This window comes from Haloferax sp. KTX1, from assembly GCF_902410085.1.
In the GTDB taxonomy this organism is placed as follows: domain Archaea; phylum Halobacteriota; class Halobacteria; order Halobacteriales; family Haloferacaceae; genus Haloferax; species Haloferax massiliensis.
This window is the reverse complement of record NZ_CABPRH010000011.1, coordinates 55,928-73,862: the sequence shown is the minus strand read 5'-3', so window position 1 is coordinate 73,862 and position 17,935 is coordinate 55,928. Positions and strand designations below refer to the sequence as shown.

At 67.8% G+C, this 17,935-nt stretch carries 21 protein-coding genes and 1 pseudogene; 12 read left to right on the top strand and 10 right to left on the bottom strand.

Annotated elements, in window-relative coordinates:
• Window positions 1-63: 63 nt before the first annotated feature.
• Both thiC and FY251_RS16245 read right to left on the bottom strand, forming a co-directional pair.
• Entirely contained in the window at window positions 64-1,512 is a 1,449-nt protein-coding gene (gene thiC / locus FY251_RS16250; protein ID WP_148416121.1) for a phosphomethylpyrimidine synthase ThiC, read from the bottom strand.
• Window positions 1,513-1,624: 112 nt separating this feature from the next.
• The gene (locus FY251_RS16245; RefSeq protein WP_148416120.1) at window positions 1,625-2,779 is read right to left on the bottom strand and encodes a multicopper oxidase domain-containing protein; all 1,155 of its coding nucleotides are present in this window, start codon (window positions 2,777-2,779) and stop codon (window positions 1,625-1,627) included.
• Window positions 2,780-3,037: 258 nt separating this feature from the next.
• On the opposite strand from FY251_RS16245, the gene FY251_RS16240 reads away from it, so the two are divergent.
• Window positions 3,038-3,406, top strand: a complete 369-nt coding sequence (locus tag FY251_RS16240) for a helix-turn-helix domain-containing protein (RefSeq protein WP_089776693.1) — start codon at window positions 3,038-3,040, stop codon at window positions 3,404-3,406.
• 3 nt (window positions 3,407-3,409) lie between these two features.
• On the opposite strand, the gene FY251_RS16235 is transcribed toward FY251_RS16240, so the two are convergent.
• Window positions 3,410-4,051: a helix-turn-helix domain-containing protein gene (locus FY251_RS16235; RefSeq protein WP_148416119.1), complete on the bottom strand. Its 642-nt coding sequence runs from the start codon at window positions 4,049-4,051 to the stop codon at window positions 3,410-3,412.
• 156 nt (window positions 4,052-4,207) lie between these two features.
• On the opposite strand from FY251_RS16235, the gene FY251_RS16230 reads away from it, so the two are divergent.
• Entirely contained in the window at window positions 4,208-5,305 is a 1,098-nt protein-coding gene (locus FY251_RS16230; RefSeq protein WP_148416118.1) for a halocyanin domain-containing protein, read from the top strand.
• Between the two features lie 152 nt (window positions 5,306-5,457).
• Window positions 5,458-6,078, top strand: a complete 621-nt coding sequence (locus FY251_RS16225; RefSeq protein ID WP_148416117.1) for a hypothetical protein — start codon at window positions 5,458-5,460, stop codon at window positions 6,076-6,078.
• Window positions 6,079-6,219: 141 nt separating this feature from the next.
• Here the strand turns inward: FY251_RS16225 and FY251_RS16220 are convergent, their stop codons facing one another.
• On the bottom strand, window positions 6,220-6,417 hold the full coding sequence (locus FY251_RS16220; protein ID WP_089776696.1) for a XapX domain-containing protein: 198 nt from the start codon (window positions 6,415-6,417) through the stop codon (window positions 6,220-6,222).
• 84 nt (window positions 6,418-6,501) lie between these two features.
• Window positions 6,502-6,825 (bottom strand): CGCGG family rSAM-modified RiPP protein, encoded by a 324-nt coding sequence (locus tag FY251_RS16215; RefSeq protein WP_148416116.1) that lies wholly within the window; start codon window positions 6,823-6,825, stop codon window positions 6,502-6,504.
• A gap of 118 nt (window positions 6,826-6,943) precedes the next feature.
• On the opposite strand from FY251_RS16215, the gene FY251_RS16210 reads away from it, so the two are divergent.
• The 3 genes from FY251_RS16210 to FY251_RS16200 all read left to right on the top strand — a co-directional run bounded on the left by FY251_RS16210 (window position 6,944) and on the right by FY251_RS16200 (window position 9,904).
• Window positions 6,944-9,226 carry a nitric-oxide reductase large subunit gene (locus FY251_RS16210; protein ID WP_148416115.1) on the top strand — a complete coding sequence of 761 codons (2,283 nt, stop codon included), beginning with the start codon at window positions 6,944-6,946 and terminating at the stop codon, window positions 9,224-9,226.
• 171 nt (window positions 9,227-9,397) lie between these two features.
• On the top strand, window positions 9,398-9,667 hold the full coding sequence (locus tag FY251_RS16205) for a type II toxin-antitoxin system HicB family antitoxin (RefSeq protein WP_148416114.1): 270 nt from the start codon (window positions 9,398-9,400) through the stop codon (window positions 9,665-9,667).
• A gap of 3 nt (window positions 9,668-9,670) precedes the next feature.
• Entirely contained in the window at window positions 9,671-9,904 is a 234-nt protein-coding gene (locus FY251_RS16200) for a type II toxin-antitoxin system HicA family toxin (protein WP_148416113.1), read from the top strand.
• Window positions 9,905-9,990: 86 nt separating this feature from the next.
• Here the strand turns inward: FY251_RS16200 and FY251_RS16195 are convergent, their stop codons facing one another.
• The 3 genes from FY251_RS16195 to FY251_RS16185 form a co-directional block, all read right to left on the bottom strand.
• Window positions 9,991-10,485 carry a hypothetical protein gene (locus FY251_RS16195; RefSeq protein ID WP_148416112.1) on the bottom strand — a complete coding sequence of 165 codons (495 nt, stop codon included), beginning with the start codon at window positions 10,483-10,485 and terminating at the stop codon, window positions 9,991-9,993.
• A 93-nt stretch (window positions 10,486-10,578) separates the two neighbouring features.
• A complete protein-coding gene (locus FY251_RS16190; protein ID WP_148416111.1) occupies window positions 10,579-11,145 on the bottom strand; it encodes a halocyanin domain-containing protein in 567 nt (188 codons plus the stop codon).
• A 77-nt stretch (window positions 11,146-11,222) separates the two neighbouring features.
• Entirely contained in the window at window positions 11,223-12,401 is a 1,179-nt protein-coding gene (locus FY251_RS16185) for a TIGR04053 family radical SAM/SPASM domain-containing protein (protein ID WP_148416110.1), read from the bottom strand.
• 32 nt (window positions 12,402-12,433) lie between these two features.
• On the opposite strand from FY251_RS16185, the pseudogene FY251_RS16180 reads away from it, so the two are divergent.
• From FY251_RS16180 to FY251_RS16165, 5 genes and pseudogenes are all read left to right on the top strand, one after another.
• A pseudogene (locus tag FY251_RS16180) lies at window positions 12,434-12,794 on the top strand (DUF2249 domain-containing protein).
• A 154-nt stretch (window positions 12,795-12,948) separates the two neighbouring features.
• On the top strand, window positions 12,949-13,101 hold the full coding sequence (locus FY251_RS22645; protein ID WP_167344076.1) for an HVO_2142 family zinc finger protein: 153 nt from the start codon (window positions 12,949-12,951) through the stop codon (window positions 13,099-13,101).
• 168 nt (window positions 13,102-13,269) lie between these two features.
• On the top strand, window positions 13,270-14,343 hold the full coding sequence (gene nirK, locus FY251_RS16175) for a copper-containing nitrite reductase (RefSeq protein ID WP_148416108.1): 1,074 nt from the start codon (window positions 13,270-13,272) through the stop codon (window positions 14,341-14,343).
• A 152-nt stretch (window positions 14,344-14,495) separates the two neighbouring features.
• A complete protein-coding gene (locus tag FY251_RS16170; RefSeq protein ID WP_148416107.1) occupies window positions 14,496-14,816 on the top strand; it encodes a hypothetical protein in 321 nt (106 codons plus the stop codon).
• 278 nt (window positions 14,817-15,094) lie between these two features.
• Window positions 15,095-15,706, top strand: a complete 612-nt coding sequence (locus FY251_RS16165) for a hypothetical protein (protein WP_148416106.1) — start codon at window positions 15,095-15,097, stop codon at window positions 15,704-15,706.
• Between the two features lie 80 nt (window positions 15,707-15,786).
• On the opposite strand, the gene FY251_RS16160 is transcribed toward FY251_RS16165, so the two are convergent.
• Window positions 15,787-16,092, bottom strand: a complete 306-nt coding sequence (locus FY251_RS16160) for a cupin domain-containing protein (RefSeq protein WP_148416105.1) — start codon at window positions 16,090-16,092, stop codon at window positions 15,787-15,789.
• 146 nt (window positions 16,093-16,238) lie between these two features.
• On the opposite strand from FY251_RS16160, the gene FY251_RS16155 reads away from it, so the two are divergent.
• A complete protein-coding gene (locus FY251_RS16155) occupies window positions 16,239-16,538 on the top strand; it encodes a hypothetical protein (protein ID WP_148416104.1) in 300 nt (99 codons plus the stop codon).
• Window positions 16,539-16,570: 32 nt separating this feature from the next.
• Here FY251_RS16155 and FY251_RS16150 read toward each other — a convergent pair whose 3' ends face one another.
• The gene (locus FY251_RS16150; protein WP_148416103.1) at window positions 16,571-17,911 is read right to left on the bottom strand and encodes a hypothetical protein; all 1,341 of its coding nucleotides are present in this window, start codon (window positions 17,909-17,911) and stop codon (window positions 16,571-16,573) included.
• Window positions 17,912-17,935 lie beyond the last annotated feature (24 nt).

Below are 17,935 nucleotides of genomic sequence, written 5' to 3'. Positions count from 1 at the left end.
CCCGGGAGCCGGTCGGTCGGAAGACGGTGGAGTCGGTCGGTGGACCACGGACTCGGACAGTCGTCAGTCGTCGCCGTGGGCCGATTCGGGCGTGAACGTGACGCCGCCGATTTCGATTTCGTCGGGGACGCGGTCGGTGTCGTGCGCGCCGACCGGCGGGAGGTTCGCGTCGGCCGCGGGCGACGCGTCGAGGTCGGTCGCGGACGCGATTTCCGCCATCTCGCCGTCGGCCTCGCGCGCGTCCTGGTCGATGCGCATCGAACAGAACTCGACGCCGCACATCGAGCAGAAGCGCGCCTCCTTGTAGTTGTCGCCGGGGAGCGTCTGGTCGTGGTACGACCGCGCCCGCTCGGGGTCGAGCGCGAGGTCGAACTGCCGCGCCCAGTCGAACTCGTAACGCGCCTCCGAGAGCGCGTCGTCCCAGTCGCGCGCGCCGGGAAGGTCGGTCGCTACGTCGGCCGCGTGGGCGGCGATTCGGTAGGCTGCGAGCCCCTCGCGCACGTCCTCGCGGTCGGGGAGCCCGAGGTGTTCCTTGGGCGTGACGTAACACAGCATCGCCGCGCCGGCGCGGCCCGCCTCGGTCGCGCCGATGGCGCTCGTGATGTGGTCGTAGCCCGGAGCCACGTCGGTCACGAGCGGGCCGAGGACGTAGAACGGAGCGCCGTCGCAGACGTCCTGTTGGCGCTCGACGTTCTCGGCGATTTGGTCCATCGGGACGTGGCCGGGACCTTCGACCATCACCTGCACGCCGTAGTCCCACGCGGTCCGCGTGAGTTCGCCCAGCGTGTCGAGTTCGGCGAACTGCGCGTCGTCGCCGGCGTCGGCCAGACAGCCGGGTCGGAGGCCGTCGCCGAGCGAGAACGTCACGTCGTGCTCGGCGAAGATGTCGCAGATGTCCTCGAACGCGACGTACAGGGGGTTCTGCTCGCCGTGTTCTTCCATCCACTGAGCGAGGATGGAGCCGCCGCGGGAGACGATGCCCGTCTTCCGGCCGTCGGTCAGGGCGAGGTGTTCCATCAGCACGCCCGCGTGAATCGTCATGTAGTCGACGCCTTGCTCGGCCTGTTTCTCGATGATTTCGAGGAGCAGGTCGCGGGTGATGTCCCCGGGGCTGTCGACGCGCTTGACCGCCTCGTAGATGGGGACGGTGCCGATGGGGACCGGCGAGTACGCGACGTTGGCCTCGCGTATCTCGTCGAGGTTCGACCCCGTCGAGAGGTCCATCACCGTGTCCGCGCCGTAGTGGACCGCGGTGTGGAGCTTCTCCAACTCTTCTGTGAGGTCGCTCGTCGTCTCGCTGTTGCCGATGTTCGCGTTGACCTTCGTGGCGAACTCGCGGCCGATAACCATCGGGTCCAGCGAGTCGTGGTTGCGGTTCGCGGGGACGACCGCCTGCCCCTCGGCGACCTGCTTTCTGACGAACTCGGGGTCGCGGTTCTCGCGCTCTGCGACCCGTTCCATCGCCGGGGTGACGCGTCCCGCTCGGGCGTGTTGGAGTTGTGTCGACGCCATTGATTACCTAGTGATACAACTAGCTAATAACAGTTGTGGGGCGGCTCGGAACCGAGGGACCGAGCACGCGGGCTATCGGCTTACAGACTCCGAAAGCGCGACGGCGCGTCGCTCAGGCCTCGTAGCCGGCGTACTCCATCAGCTTCGCGAAGATGTCGGTGTCCATAACCTCCTTGTAGACGACGCCGCTGAGCATGCCGCCGGGGTAGAAGTTCCCGTTCATGACGTGGTTGACCTTGTGGCAGTGCATGAGGTAGATGCCGGGTTGGGCGTCGGCGGTGAACTCGACCGTGTGGCGCTCCGCGGGCGCGATGTTCGTCACGTCCATGTCGTGGCGGGCGGCCTCGGGGATGACGCCGCCGTCCTTTTCGACCAGTTGGAAGCGGTGGTTGTGGATGTGCATCGGGTGGCTCATGTAGCCCGCGTTGACGTAGTGAATGCGGACGGTGTCGCCCTGTTCGACGATGATGGGCGAGCCGTCCTCGGGGTGGAGCGTCCGCGGCGCGCTCTTGCCGTTGACGGTGAACACGTCGGGCTTCCGGTTCCGGGGGTCGTACGTCACGTTCTCGCCGGCCATCTGCCGGGGGAGCCGCGAGTCCCAGTCGCGAACGGTCATGAAGTACTCCCGGTCGGCCGGTTCGTACCCCTCCGGGTCGACGCGGAGGATGCCGTACATCCCCATCTCGATGTGTCGGTGGGTCTGGTAGTGGCAGTGGTAGAGGTGCGTCCCGGGGACGTTCGCCGGGATGGTGTAGGTGTGTTTCTCGCCGGGGTCGACGCGGATGCCCGTCGTCGTGGGCACGCCGTCGTCCTCCCAGGCCTTGCGCACGCCGTGGAAGTGGACCGTGTGGGGGCGCATCCCGTCGGTGTTGTCGAGCGTGACCTCCATGTCGTTGCCCTCGGTCGTCCGGAGAATCGGTCCCGGGACGCTCGGATTCCCGTCGTCGGCGCTGAACGCCCACACCTGCGGGAGTTCGACCGGCCCGCCCATCGTTTCGAGGGGGTGGGCCGCGTGGCGCGCCGGCGCGCTCTTGAGGGTGACCTGCCCGCCCTGCTCGTCGACCTGTACGACCTCCGGCGGACTGGTGTACGGCAGCGTCGACTCGCTCGTCTGGGCGACCGTCGTCTCGTCCGCGCCGACGGCGGCCGAGCCCCCGTTCGTGGGCGCGGCGCACCCCGCGAGACCGAGCGCTCCAACGCTTCCAGTGGCGGCGAGGAATTCGCGACGCGACACCGTCGAACCGGGTGCACCAACGTAGTTTCGCATTACAGTCGGTCGTTGCCCGGGGGGATGGAATACCGTCTCGCCAGTTCCCGACGCACAGGAGCATGACGAACATGTTCGGCACGGTCGCTACGTGCCGGGCCGGTGAACAGTCGAATCGGGCGTACCAGTCCGAATCGACGGCCATCGGTTCGACCGAACCCGACGCTGGTACCCCGCGACTTTCATACGCCCCGGCGGCGTATCGGAAACCGAACCGGCGGCGAGCGGGTCGCCGTCGAGCAACCCACACCCACGCAGATGTCGACGAATCCACTCTCAGACGCGCTCGAACCGGACTTCGAGACGGTGTTCGACGCCCTCACCAGTCCGCAGTGCCGGGCCGTGCTCAAGCAGCTCGACGGTCCGATGACCGCCTCGGACATCGCCGCCGCGTGTGACCTCCCGCGGTCGACGGTGTACCGAAAGCTCGAACAGATGGTCGAGGCGGGGCTCCTCGAAAAACGCGACCGCGGCCGCGACGCCGCTCGCTACGCGGTCGGCTTCGAGGAGGTGGTCGTGACGCGCGAACCGGGCGACCTCTCGATTTCGGTGTCGTCGCCGTCGCGGTCGGCCTCGGACCAGCTGTCGTCTCTGTGGTCGGCCGTCGGCGACCAGGCCGGCGACTGAGGCCTACCCGACCGTCGCGTCGTCCCGCGCGAGAAACGCCTTCATCACCTTCCCCTCCGCCCGGTGGAGCTTCTCGCTCGTCGTCGACTTCGCCAGCCCCACGGCCTCGGCGAGCCCGGTGAGCGTGCACGTCCGCGGCGTGTCGTAGTACCCCTCGGCGACGGCCGTTTCGAGGAGGTCGTACTGGTCGTCGGTGAGAAGCGACTCCGTGTCTATCGACTGGTGGATGGAGACGAGGTCGAACGGGATGCCGAACTGCGTGAGCTGTTCGCCCAGCTCCGAGAGGTTCTCGCGCGGCGCGGTCACCTCGACCGTCACCTCGCCGTCGACGATGGTGATGGGCAGCTCCAGCGGGATTCCCACCTCGCTGAGCGTGAGAATCAAAAGCGGCTCGGTCGTCTCGAACTGCACGAGCGCGCGCTCCGGCTGCGCTTCGAGAATCGTCACCGAGACGACCGAGTCGTACTCGTCGATGGTCGTGACGACCGGCTCGATGTCGGCCGTCCGTATCTCGACGAGGCCGACGCCCGTCTCGTCGGCCGGCATCGCCGCGAGGACGGTGAACTCGGCGTCCGGATACCGTCCCGAGAGGTCGGAAACCCAGACCTGCTCGGGGAGCGTGATGGAGAGTGTTGCGCGGGGCATCGGTAGTATAACGAACTTATTCCTCCCGGACAAAGATAGTTCCGAACATGTTCGCCCTTCGGCCGCGTTTCGGGAACCACCGAGACGGGTTTTTCACCGGACCACCGACCGTCGAGTGTCGAGCGAGGCGGGACCGCCGCCTCGCCACCTTCAATCATGAACCCGAACGACACCACATCTCCGACGCTCGGCCGGCGAACCGTACTTCGACTCCTCGGCGGCGCGGCCGTCTCCGCGACCGCGCTGGGAGGCGCCGCCGACGCCGCGCGAGCGCAGTCGGGGACCGACCTCGATTCGTGGTTCGCTCAGACCTCGAACTACGACGGGGTGGTGGACGAGACGGGAAGTTCGACGGTGACGGTGACGGTCGGGGCGCAGGCCAACGGCGGGGCGTTCGGATTCGGCCCGGCCGCCGTGCGCGTCGACCCCGGAACGACCGTCGTCTGGGAGTGGTCCGGGGAGGGCGGGTCGCACAACGTCGCCGCCGAGGACGGGAGCTTCGAGTCCGACCTCGTCGGCGACAGCGGCCACACGTTCGAGCACACGTTCGACGCGGCGGGCGTCTACAAATACGTCTGTACGCCGCACAAGACGCTCGGCATGAAGGGCGCAATCGTCGTCGGGGACGCCGGTGGGGCGACCGCGACTGAGGCGGCCGACTCGACCGGCGAGGGCGAATCGGAGGCGGCCACCGAGAGTGCCGACGAGGGGGACGCCGACCTCGACGCGTGGTTCGAAAACACCTCCAACTTCGACGGCGTCGAGGCGCAGACCGGTCTCCAGCGCGTGACCGTCGACGTCGGGGCGCAGGCCAACGGCGGCGCGTTCGGCTTCGGTCCCGCGGCGATTCGCGTCTCGAAGGGGACGACCGTCGCGTGGACGTGGACCGGCGAGGGCGGGTCGCACAACGTCGCCGCCGAGGACGGGAGCTTCGAGTCCGACCTCGTCGGCGACAGCGGCCACGCGTTCGAACACACCTTCGAGGAGGCCGGGACGTACACCTACGCCTGCACGCCGCACAAGACGCTCGGCATGAAGGGCGCAGTCGTCGTCACCGACGACGAGGGCGGGTCGAACGCGCAGGTGGCCGAGCCGTTCGGCGACCCCGGAACGGAGCGCCTCGGCGGCATCGCGCTGGCCGGGACGTTCGGCGCGATGCTGGCGTCGCCCGCGCTGTTCGGCGCGTTCATGTGGCTCAAAGGCGAGGGCGGCGAGTCGGCGGGCGAGACGTATCCGAAGGGGAAGTCGGAGTAGGCCGCCCACGGCCGGACAACGCTTTCGAAGACCGGGCGACCGCAACGCGGTCGTGACGAGACGACGGCGACGACCCATCGCGGCGGCGGCGAGCGGTCTCGGCGCTGTCGTCGGTCCGGAACATTGTTACTGCTGGCAGCTTGTTGACAACTATGCGCCGCCGCGCGTTCCTCGCGTCCGCACTGACCGCCGCCTCCGCCCTGACCGCGGGATGTAGCTCGCTCAGTCCGCGAACCGAACACACCGACCCGGCGGTCGAGACCGACGACAACCCCCGAGACAGGGCGAAGTACCTCCAGTTCGACGGAGACAGGGACGACGGAGACCTCGCCACCGTGGGCGTCGACCCCACGACCGGGCCCCTCCCGAGGCCGCTCGCCGTCTCGATTTCACACTCTCGCGACACCGAACTTCGGTCGCTCACACAGCGGTTCGCGGCCCCCGACGGCGACGGGTCCCCACCGAAACTCTCGCTACGGGGGCCGTTCGAGGCCGGTCACAGTCCCCACCCGGCCGTGTCGCTGTTCCGAGACGAGACGGCCGCGGTCGTCGAAGTCCACCGGTTCGGCGAACTCGCCGACGAAACGGCGTTCATCGACCTCGCGGTCACCGAATGGCCGGAGTCGGCCCGCAGGCTCGTCGTCGACAGTACCGCGGAACTCGTCGAGGCGGGGGCGTTCGAGCGAACGCACGTCCTCGACGGGGAGTTGGCGTTCGAGTTCTTCGCCGAAGCCGACGACGGAACCGCTGACACGCCCGGTTCGTCGGGATAACCGGGAACCGTCTCGCCGCGAGCGCCCAAACGCCGCAACCGTCCTCGGCGGGCGAGACGTATCGAAGGGAAAGAAGCCGTAAGTCGTCTGCGGTGGGTGGTATTTCCGAGGCGGGGCGATTCCGATTTCTCGCGTGCGCGCTCAGAACAGCGACGCGAGCACCCCCGAGATATCGACGTGGAGACCCAACCGCTGGATTCCCTTGTATCCGAGGTAGATTCCCACGATACCCAAGATTCCGGCGAGGTTGGGCGGGGCCGGAATAGGTGTTTCTATGAGGCCGAACAGGGCTCCGGCGAAGACGCCTGCCAGCAGGGCCAAAACGAGTTGCGAGGCCATAGTCGTGCCATCCAGGTTCCGGGATAAATAGGTACAGTAATCGACGCGGGCACGGGGACAGTCCGCCCACGGTTCGAGACCGAACTACTCGACGGACACCCGCGTCACGTGCCCGCCGCAGCCGCACTGTTCGACGTACTCGTACTCCAAATCCTCGTCGAGTCGCGCCGCGAGCGCGTCGTAGAGGTACGTCTCCGGATGGCCGTGGTCGCCGTGGGTGACGAGGTTGACGTGGTGGCCGGCGGTCGTGTGTTCGACCGCGTCGACGGCCTCCGAAATCACGAGGTCGCGGTCGGCGGCGTGCCGCGGGTGTTCGAGGTTCGCGGACCACGACGTGTCGTGGACGCGGTCGGTCGCCGAGTCGGGCGTTTCGTGGTCGTGGTCGGAGGAGCGCGAGTCGGTCGTCATACAGTTCGAGAGACGACTTCCGACTCAAAGAGCGGTAATCCGAACATGTTCGCCCGGGCTGTCCGAGGCCGGGAAGCGGCGCGTGTAGCCTATAGCAGGCGTGTGAACCACGACGTGTATGGAGATTCAACGCAAGACCATCGCGAAGGCAATCGTCGTCGTGTTCGTCTTCAACCTCGTCGTGATGGGTGCGGGCGCGTGGTTCGCCTATCAGGAGGCCCCGCCCATCCCCGACGAAGTTGTCGGACCCGACGGCGACGTCGTCGTCAGCGGCGACGCGATTCGAGAGGGCAAGACCGTGTTCCAGAAAGACGGCCTGATGAACCACGGGTCGATACTGGGCAACGGCGCGTACTACGGCGCTGACTACACCGCCGACGCGCTGGACCTGAAAGTCCGGTTCATGCGGAACTACTACGCCCAAGAACGGTACGGTGAGTCCTACGACCAACTCGACTCCGCCGACCAAGCGGCCGTCGCCGACGTGGTGAAAAACGACCTCGACGACAGCTACGAGGGCGGGTCGATTCAGTACACCGCGGCCGAGGTGTACGCCCACGAGCAGGTCCGTCAGGAGTACGTCGAGCGCTACCACGAGGGCGACCACGAGCGCGGTGTCCCCGTGAACATGATCGACTCCGAGGAGGAGGCGCGGACGTTCGCGGACTTCGCCATGTGGACGGCGTGGTTCTCCCACACCGACCGCCCCGGCGGCACGCACTCGTACACGAACGACTGGCCGTACCAGCCCGGCGCGGGGAACGACGCCACCGCCGCCTCGATGACGTGGAGCGTCGTCGCCATGGTGCTTCTCGTCGCGGGCGCGGGCCTCGGCATCTGGCTGTACAAGTCGGTCGAACTCCCCGAGCCGTCGGCCGAGGACATCACGGTGCCCGAACCCGGTGACGTGAGCGTCTTCCCGAGCCAGCGCGCGGCGCTCCGGTTCATCCCGGTCGCCGCGGGGCTGTTCTTGGCACAAGTGCTGTTGGGCGGCCTGCTCGCGCACTTCTACATCGAGCGCGCCGGCTTCTTCGGCGTCGAGTCGATATTCGGCGTGCCCATCCTGCAACTGCTCCCGTTCGCCATCGCCAAGACGTGGCACATCGACCTCGGCATCCTCTGGATCGCCGCGACGTGGCTCGGCGCGGGGCTGTTCCTCCCGCCGCTTCTGACCGGCTACGAGCCGCCGAAGCAGTCGACGTACATCAACGTCCTCCTCGGCGCCATCGTCGTCGTCGTGGTCGGCGGCATGTCGGGTATCTGGCTGGGCGCGAACGGCTACATCGACGGCTCGCTGTGGTGGATTCTCGGCAACGAGGGGCTCGAATACCTCGAAGTCGGGAAGCTCTGGCAGTTCGGCATCCTCGCCGGCTTCCTCATCTGGGCGGGGCTGGCGGTCCGCGGCCTGAGGCCGCTTCTCGACAAGGAAGCGCCGTACGGACTGGCGCACATGATTCTGTACGCCGGCGGCTCTATCGCCCTGCTGTTCACCGCGGGCTTCCTGTTTACCCCCGAGACGAACATCGCCGTCACGGAGTTCTGGCGCTGGTGGGTCGTCCACATGTGGGTCGAGGGGGCCTTCGAGTTCTTCATCGTCGCCATCGTCGGTCTGACGCTGGTGTCGATGAACCTCCTCAGTCGCCGGAGCGCGGAGAAGGCGGTCATGCTCCAGGCGCTGCTCGTCATGGGGACGGGCATCATCGGCGTCTCGCACCACTACTGGTGGGTCGGCATGCCCGACATGTGGGTGCCCATCGGGAGCGTCTTCTCGACGCTCGAACTCATCCCGCTCGTGTTCATCCTCTACGAGGCGCTCGGGCAGTACCGCGCGATGTCGGGCGAGTCGTTCCCGTACCGCCTGCCGTTCATGTTCATCGTCGCCAGCGGCGTCTGGAACTTCGTCGGCGCGGGCGTGCTCGGCTTCTTCATCAACCTCCCGCTCATCAACTACTACGAGCACGGGACGTACCTGACGGTCGGCCACGCCCACGCCGCGATGTTCGGCGCGTTCGGCTTCCTCGCGCTCGGGATGGTCACCTACATGCTCCAGCTCTCCATCGACGCCGAGCGCTGGGACGGCTCGTGGCTGCACGCCGCCTTCTGGTGTTGGAACGTCGGCCTCGTGTTGATGGTGTTCGTCTCCGTCCTCCCGGTCGGCTTCCTCCAGTTGGAGACGGCGTTCACCGGGAGCTACGCCGCCGCCCGGAGCGTCGCCTTCTACAACCGGCCGCTGATTCAGACGCTGTTCTGGGCGCGGCTCCCCGGCGACACCCTCATCATCCTCGGGACGGTCATCTACGCGGCCGACCTCGTCAGAAAGCGGTTCGTCCTCCGGCAGTCCGCCGACGACCCGAGCGTCGAGGACATGGCCGTCGCCGAAGGCATCCTGGGCGACGACTAACGGGCGAGCGCTGTCGACCCGTTTATTTTCTGTTCGCTTTTCGAAGTCGTGCTGCATAGAGAGCGCGAGTCGGTCATCACACACCCGTTCCCGAACGAATCACGTGTTCATTTCGACCGTGAGAGCAGCATGCCGAATGCTTATACAGTTCATCGGGCAACTAGAGGTGAGATGGCCAGTTCGACTCGTAACGGCGATACCAACGAAGGCGAGATTCGTCTCTGGCAAGAGGACAGCTGGTGGGTCGCGAAGGACGTCGATACGGGCGTAACCACGCAGGGAGAGTCCAGAGAAGAAGCGCTGGATAACCTCGACGACGCTGTCGCGGTCCACACCGGCGAACGCGGCCGCGAACCGACGGACGAGGAACTTCGTGCACTAGGTATCGACCCGGCGAACAACGCTACTGGCGGCCAAGAACCGCCGGACGTTCTCGACTAATCGATGGGGCGGCGGACGTTCTCCGGGATGGAGGTCGTGAAAGTTCTAGTCAACGCCGGCGGGTTCGAGTGGCGGCGAACGACCGGGGACCACGCTCAACTGTACTACGAACACCCGACGAACGAACAGGACCGCCGACAGGTGACCGTCCCGCTGCATAGCGAGCTACGTACCGGGACGCTCCGGAGCATCGCTGAGAGTGCCGGAGCACACGATTTCGATGCGTTCTGTGCGTAGATAGACGAATATTCCTAAGTTTCACTCTCGGCCACAGGGAGCTGAGTAACGCGCTCTAGTTTCTCTTTGATGTCGGCTCTCCCGACTCACTCCCACGCGAGCGCCAACCCCGTCGCGGCCCCGACGACGACCGTTCCACCGAGCGTCGCAATCACGCCCAACGCCCCGAGCAACAGCGGGACGACGAGAAACAGGACGACACCCCTCACGAGCGCCGCCACCGGCCCCATCCCGACCGGCGCTTCGAACGGACTGCCCTCCATCACGACCACCGCGAGTTCGAGCAGGTACATCGGGACGGGGAGTGCGAGCAATCCCACGAGTCCGCCGACGAGCGCGCCGCGGACTCGGGAGTTCGGCCCGCCGAGTCGCCGCCAGAGCAGGCTGGCGAGCAGGCCGCCGCCGAGAAACCCCCCGGCGACGAGCACCGCCAGCGGCGCGGAGGGGACGGTCGGGTCGCCGCCGGTCAGCAACGCGACCACCGGGTCGGCGAGGACGTACCAGAGCGCGAACGCGCCGCCCGCGAGAGCGAACGTCATCGACGGGCGGCGGCGCGCGGCGGCGAGGAGCGAGTGGCCCATGCGGGAGATTCGTCGGACCGGGAGAAGAAGCTCGCGGCAGTCGTGAATCGGCCGACGACGGGGAAAATAGACCGGAAACGGCGCGGTCGGACGCTACTCGACGACGACCGCGCCTTTCATCCCGAGCGTCTCGTGGGGCGTACAGGCGTAGGTGTACGTCCCGGCCGCCTCGAAGGTGTGTTCGAACGTGTGGCCGCTACTGCCCGCTAACTCCGATTCGAAGGAGCCGTCGGCGGCGGCGACGTTGTGCGACCCGCCCTCGCCGTTCCATTCCCAGACGACCGTGGTGCCCGGAGAGACGCGCACGGCGGCCGGGCCGAACCCGAACGCCCCACCGTTGGCTTGCGCGCCAACCGTCACCGTCACCGTCGAACTCCCCGTCTCGTCCACCACCCCGTCGTAGTTGCCGACGTTGTCGAACCAGCCGTCGAACTGCGGGGCGCTCCCGCCGCCGGAACCGCTGTCCGCGCCGGTCGTTTCGCCGGATTCGGTCGTCGGTTCCGCGGTCGATTCGGCGGTCGTCGCGTCGTCGCCGTCCGCCTCGGCCGCGTTCGCGGCGTCGCCGCCGGAGCCGGAACAGCCGGCGAGCGCCGTCGACAGCGCCGCCGTCGCGGTCAGTGCCGTAAAGCGCCGTCTCGTGAGATTGGAGTCGCGCGTCATCAGGTGTACCTCGGCGGCGACGAAAGCAAGCGGTTGTCCCGAATATGTTCGGGGAGATTCCAGCAAGCCGCGACGGGCTACGGGGCGTCGCCCGCCGACAGGGTCGTCGGCACCGGGCCGTCGTAGTCGGCGGGCACGTACTCGCAGAGCGGGTCGCTCGCCAATGGGTCGCCGGTGTGGGCGTACGCCCGCGACCGACTGCCGCCGCAGACGTGGCGGAACTCGCACGCGCCGCACTTCCCGCGGAGTGCGTCGCGGTCCCGGAGCGACCGGAAGAGGTCGCTCTCGCGGTATCGCTCGACGAGCCCGCCGTCGCGGACCGAGCCGGCGGACGCGGGGAGGAAGCCCGACGGGAACAGCTCGCCGGTGTGGCTGACGAAGGCGAAGCCGTCGCCGGCGGTGATGCCGAGTCGACGGCCGATGCCGTCGGTCGGGGGCGCGTCGCTCGCGTCACGACGGCGCTGGATGGCGACCCGACGGTAGTGGGGCGCTTCGGTCGTCTTGACGCCGAAGGGGGCTTCCTCGCTCACTTCGGTCAGCCACTCCATGACGCGCTCGGCGCGCTCCGGGGAAATCGGGTCGAGGACGCGCCCGCGCCCGACGGGGACGAGGAAGAACACGGACCAGAGCACCGCCCCGAGGTCGGCCACGAGGTCGCAGAGCGCCGGGAGTTCGTCGACCGTCTCGGCGCAGACGGTCGTGTTTATCTGGAGCGGGAGGCCGGCCTCGCTGGCGGCGCGGGCGGCCGCGACGGTCTGGTCGAAGCTTCCGTCCTCTCCCCGGAAGGCGTCGTGGGATGCCGCCGTCGCGCCGTCGAGGCTGAGCGCCATGCGCCTGACGCCCGCGTCGGCGAGGTCGGCGACCGTCTCGGGCGTCAGCGACGACGTTCCGCTCGGGGTGAGCGTCATTCGGAGGCCGAGGTCGGTCCCGTACTCGACGAGGTCCGCGAGGTCCGGGCGGGCCAGCGGGTCGCCGCCGGAGAGGACGACGAGCTGCCCCGGTCCGAACTCGCGGGCCTGGTCGAGCAGGCGTTTGCCCTCCGCCGTCGTCAGTTCGTCGGGGTGTCGCGCGGGCGTCGCGTCCGCCCGGCAGTGGTCGCACGCGAGGTCGCACGCCTGCGTCACCTCCCAGACGAGGACGAACGGCCGCCGCGAGGTGTCGATGCTCGACGGGTCCGGCGGGGCGGCCGCCGTCGGCGGCGCGTCCGCGTCGCTCCCCTCGCTCGTGTCGGTGTCGACGTGTGGCGGTCGAGACATGGCTCTGGTCGGCTGGTTCGACGGCGCGGGAGGTGAGCGACGCCCCGAACGTGTTCGGCCGACTGACCGGGGGAACCCGAGACGAACACGTTCGGGGTGAACTTCCTGCGCTGTCGTCCCCACGACTCGCATATGGAGCACGAGGCGTACCTCGACGGACTCGACGCACCGACCGACCGAACGGTGGATTTCCTCGACGTGCGGGAGTTGCCGCCGCCGGAGCCGCTCACCGAGACGATGAACCGCCTCGCCGACCTCGACGGCGAGACGGTGTTCGTCCAGCTCAACGACCGCGAGCCGAAGTTCCTCTACCCGAAGCTCGACGACCGGGGGTTCGCCTACTGCTCGGCCGAGCGCGAGGACGGCGTCGTCACCGCGATTTGGGAACCCTGAGTCGGCGTAGTCGCCGAATTCCTTTCAGTCAATCCCGTCCAGTCAATCCCCCGCGAGCGGCGGTGTCGGCACCGCTTGCGTCCCGAAAGCTATCAACCCACCCTAATTTGGTATAATCGTTAATGTAATAACAACCCACGCGTTTGTACGTGGTATGAGTTCAGACCACACGAATACCACCCACTCCGAGTGGTGTCCGGACTGCGGTTCGAAAATGGCCTTCACCGGCACGCAGCCGGCGGGGCTCGCACAGTTCTTCTGCGAGCAGTGTCGGTACCGCCGCGACCGCTTCGTCGGCGACGACTGAACCGTCCGCGCGATTTCTACAGACTCGCACGCCCGCGAGCGGTGGCCGTCCTCGCGTCTCACGGAGTGGTACGACTCGCGAAGATGTTCGGAGCGCGTCTCCAAACCGTGCAATCATTGTTCGTTTATACCCGTGTTCGGATACTCGATTCAACCGGAGGGAGACAACATGCTATCTACGACTCGGCGGCGGACGCTCCAGTGGCTCGGTCTCGGCGGTGCCGCCTCGCTGGCCGGCTGTGCGACGAAAGCGCCGACCGCCGCGCAGTCGCTCGACGGGACGGAGGAACCGACACAACAGAGTCCGACGAACATCGTCGACCGGGTCGCGGCCGACCCGACGGACATCCCCGGTCCCATCGACCGGAGCGAACCGGCCGAAGTCGACGTGACGCTCCGGCCGGAGGAGGTCACCGCCGAGGTCGAACCCGGCGTGACGTTCACCTACACGACCTACAACGGGCAGGTTCCCGGGCCGCTCGTCCGCGTCCGGCAGGGAGACACGGTGAACGTGACGTTCGAGAACCCCGGGGAGAACACCATGCCGCACAACGTCGACTTCCACGCGGTCGCCGGGCCCGGCGGGGGCGCGGAGGCGACGATGACGAACCCCGGTGAGACGGCGCACCTGCGGTTCAAGGCGACCTACCCCGGCGCGTACATCTACCACTGCGCCGTGCCGAACATGGACATGCACATCAGCGCCGGGATGTTCGGCATCATCCTCGTCGAGCCGCCGGAGGGGCTTCCGGAGGTCGACCACGAGATATACCTCGGACAGCACGAGCTCTACACCGACAAGGCCGCCGGCGAGGAGGGCCAGCACACCTTCGACTACGAGTCCATGCGGAACGAGGACCCGACGTACGTCCTCATGAACGGCGAGAAGTACGCGTGGACGCCCAACGGCCGAGGACCGGCCGCGACCGTCGGCACCGACGAGACGGTCCGGGTGTACTTCGTCGACGGCGGGCCGAACCTCTCCAGTAGCTTCCATCCCATCGGGAGCGTCTGGGAGACGCTCTACCCCGAAGGGTCGCTGACGACCGAGCCGCAGACCCACATCCAGACGCGGCAGGTGCCGCCGGGGAGCACGACCATCGCGACGATGAGTTCGCCCGTCCCCGGCGACTTCAAACTCGTCGACCACTCGCTGTCCCGCGTCGTCCGCAAGGGCTGTATGGCCGTCATCCGCGCCGAGGGGCCGGAGGACCCCGAAATATTCGACCCCGACCCGCAGTAGCGCCGTCGCATCGACCCGCAATCATCGCTGTCCGCTTTTTTCTATCTGGCTCTTTCGAGAGGCATCGTCACTGAGCGGCGGTCTGTCGGAAGCGACCGCCCGAGAAGCGACCACAGCGTTATGCCGTTCGCTTTCAAAATGCGAAGCCAAGGATGCCTGACGACAAACAGGGCCGAAATAAGCAAGCGGCCAACGAAGAACAGCGCCAGCGCGAGCGAGCGATTCAAGAGGCGCGTGACCGCGCCGACGAACCCGAGCCCGGGAAGCAACTCGGGGACCTCGACGATGCGCTTGAGGTTCAGGACTATCCGACCACGACGGAGCAACTCGTCGAGAACTACGGCGGCTACGAGGTCGAAACACGAGGCGGGTGGGCACCCGTCGACGAGGTGCTCGCTTCGGTTGACAACGAAATATACGACTCCGCGGACGACGTTCGAGAGCGGATTCAGCGAGTGATAAATCAGAGATGAGCGCGGCCGAAGCGGCTTCTGTCGTGACGATATTTCCGTAACCCGCGTTCCGAGACGTGTCCGCTCTGTCTGTACCGTTTGGCTCGTCCACATCAGTACCTTCCTTCCCGTGACCGAGACGCGGGCAGTACTCAGCCCGGACTCAACAAACGATCCGTGACTAGAGATTTCGACAGCGCCATCGATGCAACTCAACCGCATCGGAGCGCTGGCACCCCGACAGTGAGGTGAACGTGTTCGGGGGTGGGCCTACGCCCGTGGCGACCCTATTTCGGACCATGCCAGACATCCCATCCCTGTTCGGCGGCGGGTCGCGGGCCGACCGGTTCGACGACATCGACCAGTTCGTCCCGGAACACCTGCCCGACCCTGACGCCTTTCTCGACGGCCACCGCGTCCTCGACGGCGACGACCACGTCGCCGTCCACCGGGTCGCTCGCGACCTGTTCGAGGACCGCGGCGTCTACGATGTGACGTTCGGCTACAACCTCGCGCGACTGAACCTCGACCGACGCCACCCGGACGCGGGCTTCCGCTACGCGGAGGACCGGGACGACCCGTCGGTCCTCCTCGCGGAGTTCACGCCGACGACGCCGTTTTGCCCGCAGTCGAAGACGCTCACCGTCGGCGCGTTCCGGGCGTGGAACGGCCTCGCCGACCGACACGACTACGACCGCGTCCGGGTCCGCGTCGCACCCATGCACCACCACGCGGCGGCCATCAACGCGGAACTCGACGCGATGGACGCGGCCGACTCGCAGGCGACCGGCGAGTCGGACCGCAACGGCGAGACGCCGGCGGCCGACGACGGCGAATCCGAGTCGGGAGCGGTCTCGCTGTCCGAGGAGTTCGAGGCGGCGTTGCAGCGGCTGTCGAGCGAAAAGCAATGACGTCCTCCCCGGCGCGAACGCCGGGGTTCCCTCTCGCTGGGGGTGTAGGTTCGTTTTCCCCGCGTGGTCGGCCCCGCGGTTCAGTCGTCGCCCGCCGGCGCGAACACGAGCACTGCGCTACTGTCGACCGGCGCGCGCGGCGAGATGTCGCGGTCGCCGCCGAAGCGCATCAACTCCCCCGCCGCGATCTCGTATGTCTCGCCGTCGAGCGCGAGCTCCATCCGGCCGGCGACGACGTGGAAGACGATGTCGAAGCCGGGATGGGAGTGCGCCGGCACCTCGTCGCCGGCTTCGAGGCGGAGTCTGACGGTTTTCGGGCGGTCGGTCTCGAAGACGGGCGTGCGCGTCTGCGCCGGGAGGTCGGCGAGCGCGGCGTGTTCTGGCATCACGGGTGAACTGTCGGCCGCGCGGTCGGTAAGCCTGCGGCCGAACATGTTCGGGAATGACACGGGCGGAACCGAACGAGAGCGGGACCGAACGAGGTGGGCAACGGTAGGTGCTATTTTGTCGTTCCAAACGAAATACATGTTCGATGCCCTCCATAGTTGACAAAACCGTGTTCAGCGAGCCCTCCGGCGGCCTCTTTCCGGTCGTTCAGCTCTGCGGCGTGCTCGTCATGTCGGGTCTCTACTGGCAGTACGCCGTCGTGGAACAGTCCATGTCTGGCAACTGGCTCCTGTTCATGATAGCGGGGACCGCGCTGTCCGGGGTCGCCGAGTCGCTTCCGAACAATCGACGGCGGGAAGCCGGCGTCCTGCGTCTCGCGGCGGTTCTCGTCCTGACGTGCCTGCTCGCGGTTCTCTTTCTCGCGCCCGAACTGCTCATAGAGTGACCGCGTCCGAGACGCGTCTCTGACGAGCCGACTCAGTCCGCGCCGTCGTTCGCATCGACGGCCGACGCGGCCGCGCCGCCGACCAGCGACTGCGGGCTGTGGACCCAGATAACTCGCAGGAGGTTCGCGGCGAACGCCGCGACGCCGGCGAGCACGAGCGTCCAGCCCGCCGTCTCGACGGTCGACGAGAGTCCGGCGAGGTCGCCCGCGACGACGGCGGCGACGCCGGCGACGACGAGGCCGAAGTCGAGGCGAGCGAGGCGAGCGCCGTAGAGGTCGTCGAGCATCGGCACGGGTTCGAGGCCGAGGCGGTCGCTGTAGCGGTGGACCCAGACGATGAAGGGGACGACGTGGTAGAGCGTCCCGAGCACGACGAACCCGACGAACCCGAGGCGGAACAGCGAGTCGGCTCCCGGCGCGCCGAACAGGCGGTCGCCGGCCAGCGGGGCCGCGAGCCACGCGGGGAGCGTCAGGACGGCCCAGCCGGCGAGCGCGACGGCCGCGACGGCGTACCGGGTGAGCATGGGCGTCCAGTCGACCGACGACTCGACGAGGCGGCGCGCGAGAATCGCGGCGACGCCGAGGAGCGAGAGCGCGACGAGCGCGCCGCCGACCCGCGCGAGCGTCGGGTTCGAGACGAGCCGACCGCCGGCGAGCGCGACGACGCCCAGCGGGTAGCCGACCTCCTCGACGCGGCGCAGCCACACGTCGACGCCGCGGAGCTTCGTCTGGGTGAACATCGTCGCGAGTTGGTAGAGCGCGCCGACGACGGTCGTCACGACGACGCCGAAGACGGCGAGCGTGACGTGGGCCGCGCGGACGCTCGCGTGAGTCGCGCCGACGCCGGCGAAAAGCGGGCGCGTGAAGTCGACCGCGAGCAGGAAGCCGAGCGCGGTGGCGACCGCGAGAAAGCCGAGTGCGAGGCCGAAGTGGCGCTCGGTCACGTCGTAGTCGTCGAGTCGGGAGAGCGTGCGCGCGACGTTGTAGGCGAACGTCCAGAAGCCGAGGAGCGCGGCGGCACCAAAAAGCGGGAGCCACGCGAACGCGCCGAGGAGGAAGCACGCCGCGAGACCGCCGACGCCGACGCCGACGGCCCACAGTTGGACGGCCGCGAGCCGACGCGAGTGGAGGTCGACGCCGGACCAGACCGGGACGAACTGCGTCATCGCGCCCATGATGGTGACGCAGACCCACCCCGCGAGCAGGAGGTGGACGTGCGCGAGACGGGCGGTTCCGGCGACGACGCCGGCGGCGAGGCCGACTCGGAGGCCCACCGCGGCAGCGAGGAAGCCGAGCGCGACGACGAAGTGCCGGAGCGGAATCGTCATCGGTGGCTGTCGGGCCGTGTCGATGTCGGCGGGAATGGCGCTCATACGCGGACTAGCGCGGCGCGGAGC

Bases quoted from the DNA above. Each gene is read 5' to 3' on its own strand.
- FY251_RS16185 (WP_148416110.1), bottom strand. From the start codon at position 12,401: ATGTCTCGACCGCCACACGTCGACACCGACACGAGCGAGGGGAGCGAC.
- FY251_RS16150 (WP_148416103.1), bottom strand. From the start codon at position 17,911: ATGAGCGCCATTCCCGCCGACATCGACACGGCCCGACAGCCACCGATG.
- FY251_RS16235 (WP_148416119.1), bottom strand. From the start codon at position 4,051: ATGCCCCGCGCAACACTCTCCATCACGCTCCCCGAGCAGGTCTGGGTT.
- FY251_RS16170 (WP_148416107.1), top strand. From the start codon at position 14,496: ATGCCTGACGACAAACAGGGCCGAAATAAGCAAGCGGCCAACGAAGAA.
- nirK (WP_148416108.1), top strand. From the start codon at position 13,270: ATGCTATCTACGACTCGGCGGCGGACGCTCCAGTGGCTCGGTCTCGGC.
- FY251_RS16210 (WP_148416115.1), top strand. From the start codon at position 6,944: ATGGAGATTCAACGCAAGACCATCGCGAAGGCAATCGTCGTCGTGTTC.
- FY251_RS16160 (WP_148416105.1), bottom strand. From the start codon at position 16,092: ATGCCAGAACACGCCGCGCTCGCCGACCTCCCGGCGCAGACGCGCACG.
- FY251_RS16215 (WP_148416116.1), bottom strand. From the start codon at position 6,825: ATGACGACCGACTCGCGCTCCTCCGACCACGACCACGAAACGCCCGAC.
- FY251_RS16195 (WP_148416112.1), bottom strand. From the start codon at position 10,485: ATGGGCCACTCGCTCCTCGCCGCCGCGCGCCGCCGCCCGTCGATGACG.
- FY251_RS16155 (WP_148416104.1), top strand. From the start codon at position 16,239: ATGCCCTCCATAGTTGACAAAACCGTGTTCAGCGAGCCCTCCGGCGGC.
- FY251_RS16225 (WP_148416117.1), top strand. From the start codon at position 5,458: ATGCGCCGCCGCGCGTTCCTCGCGTCCGCACTGACCGCCGCCTCCGCC.
- FY251_RS16230 (WP_148416118.1), top strand. From the start codon at position 4,208: ATGAACCCGAACGACACCACATCTCCGACGCTCGGCCGGCGAACCGTA.
- FY251_RS16200 (WP_148416113.1), top strand. From the start codon at position 9,671: ATGGGGCGGCGGACGTTCTCCGGGATGGAGGTCGTGAAAGTTCTAGTC.
- FY251_RS16240 (WP_089776693.1), top strand. From the start codon at position 3,038: ATGTCGACGAATCCACTCTCAGACGCGCTCGAACCGGACTTCGAGACG.
- FY251_RS16165 (WP_148416106.1), top strand. From the start codon at position 15,095: ATGCCAGACATCCCATCCCTGTTCGGCGGCGGGTCGCGGGCCGACCGG.
- FY251_RS16190 (WP_148416111.1), bottom strand. From the start codon at position 11,145: ATGACGCGCGACTCCAATCTCACGAGACGGCGCTTTACGGCACTGACC.
- FY251_RS16245 (WP_148416120.1), bottom strand. From the start codon at position 2,779: ATGCGAAACTACGTTGGTGCACCCGGTTCGACGGTGTCGCGTCGCGAA.
- thiC (WP_148416121.1), bottom strand. From the start codon at position 1,512: ATGGCGTCGACACAACTCCAACACGCCCGAGCGGGACGCGTCACCCCG.
- FY251_RS16205 (WP_148416114.1), top strand. From the start codon at position 9,398: ATGGCCAGTTCGACTCGTAACGGCGATACCAACGAAGGCGAGATTCGT.
- FY251_RS16220 (WP_089776696.1), bottom strand. From the start codon at position 6,417: ATGGCCTCGCAACTCGTTTTGGCCCTGCTGGCAGGCGTCTTCGCCGGA.
- FY251_RS22645 (WP_167344076.1), top strand. From the start codon at position 12,949: ATGAGTTCAGACCACACGAATACCACCCACTCCGAGTGGTGTCCGGAC.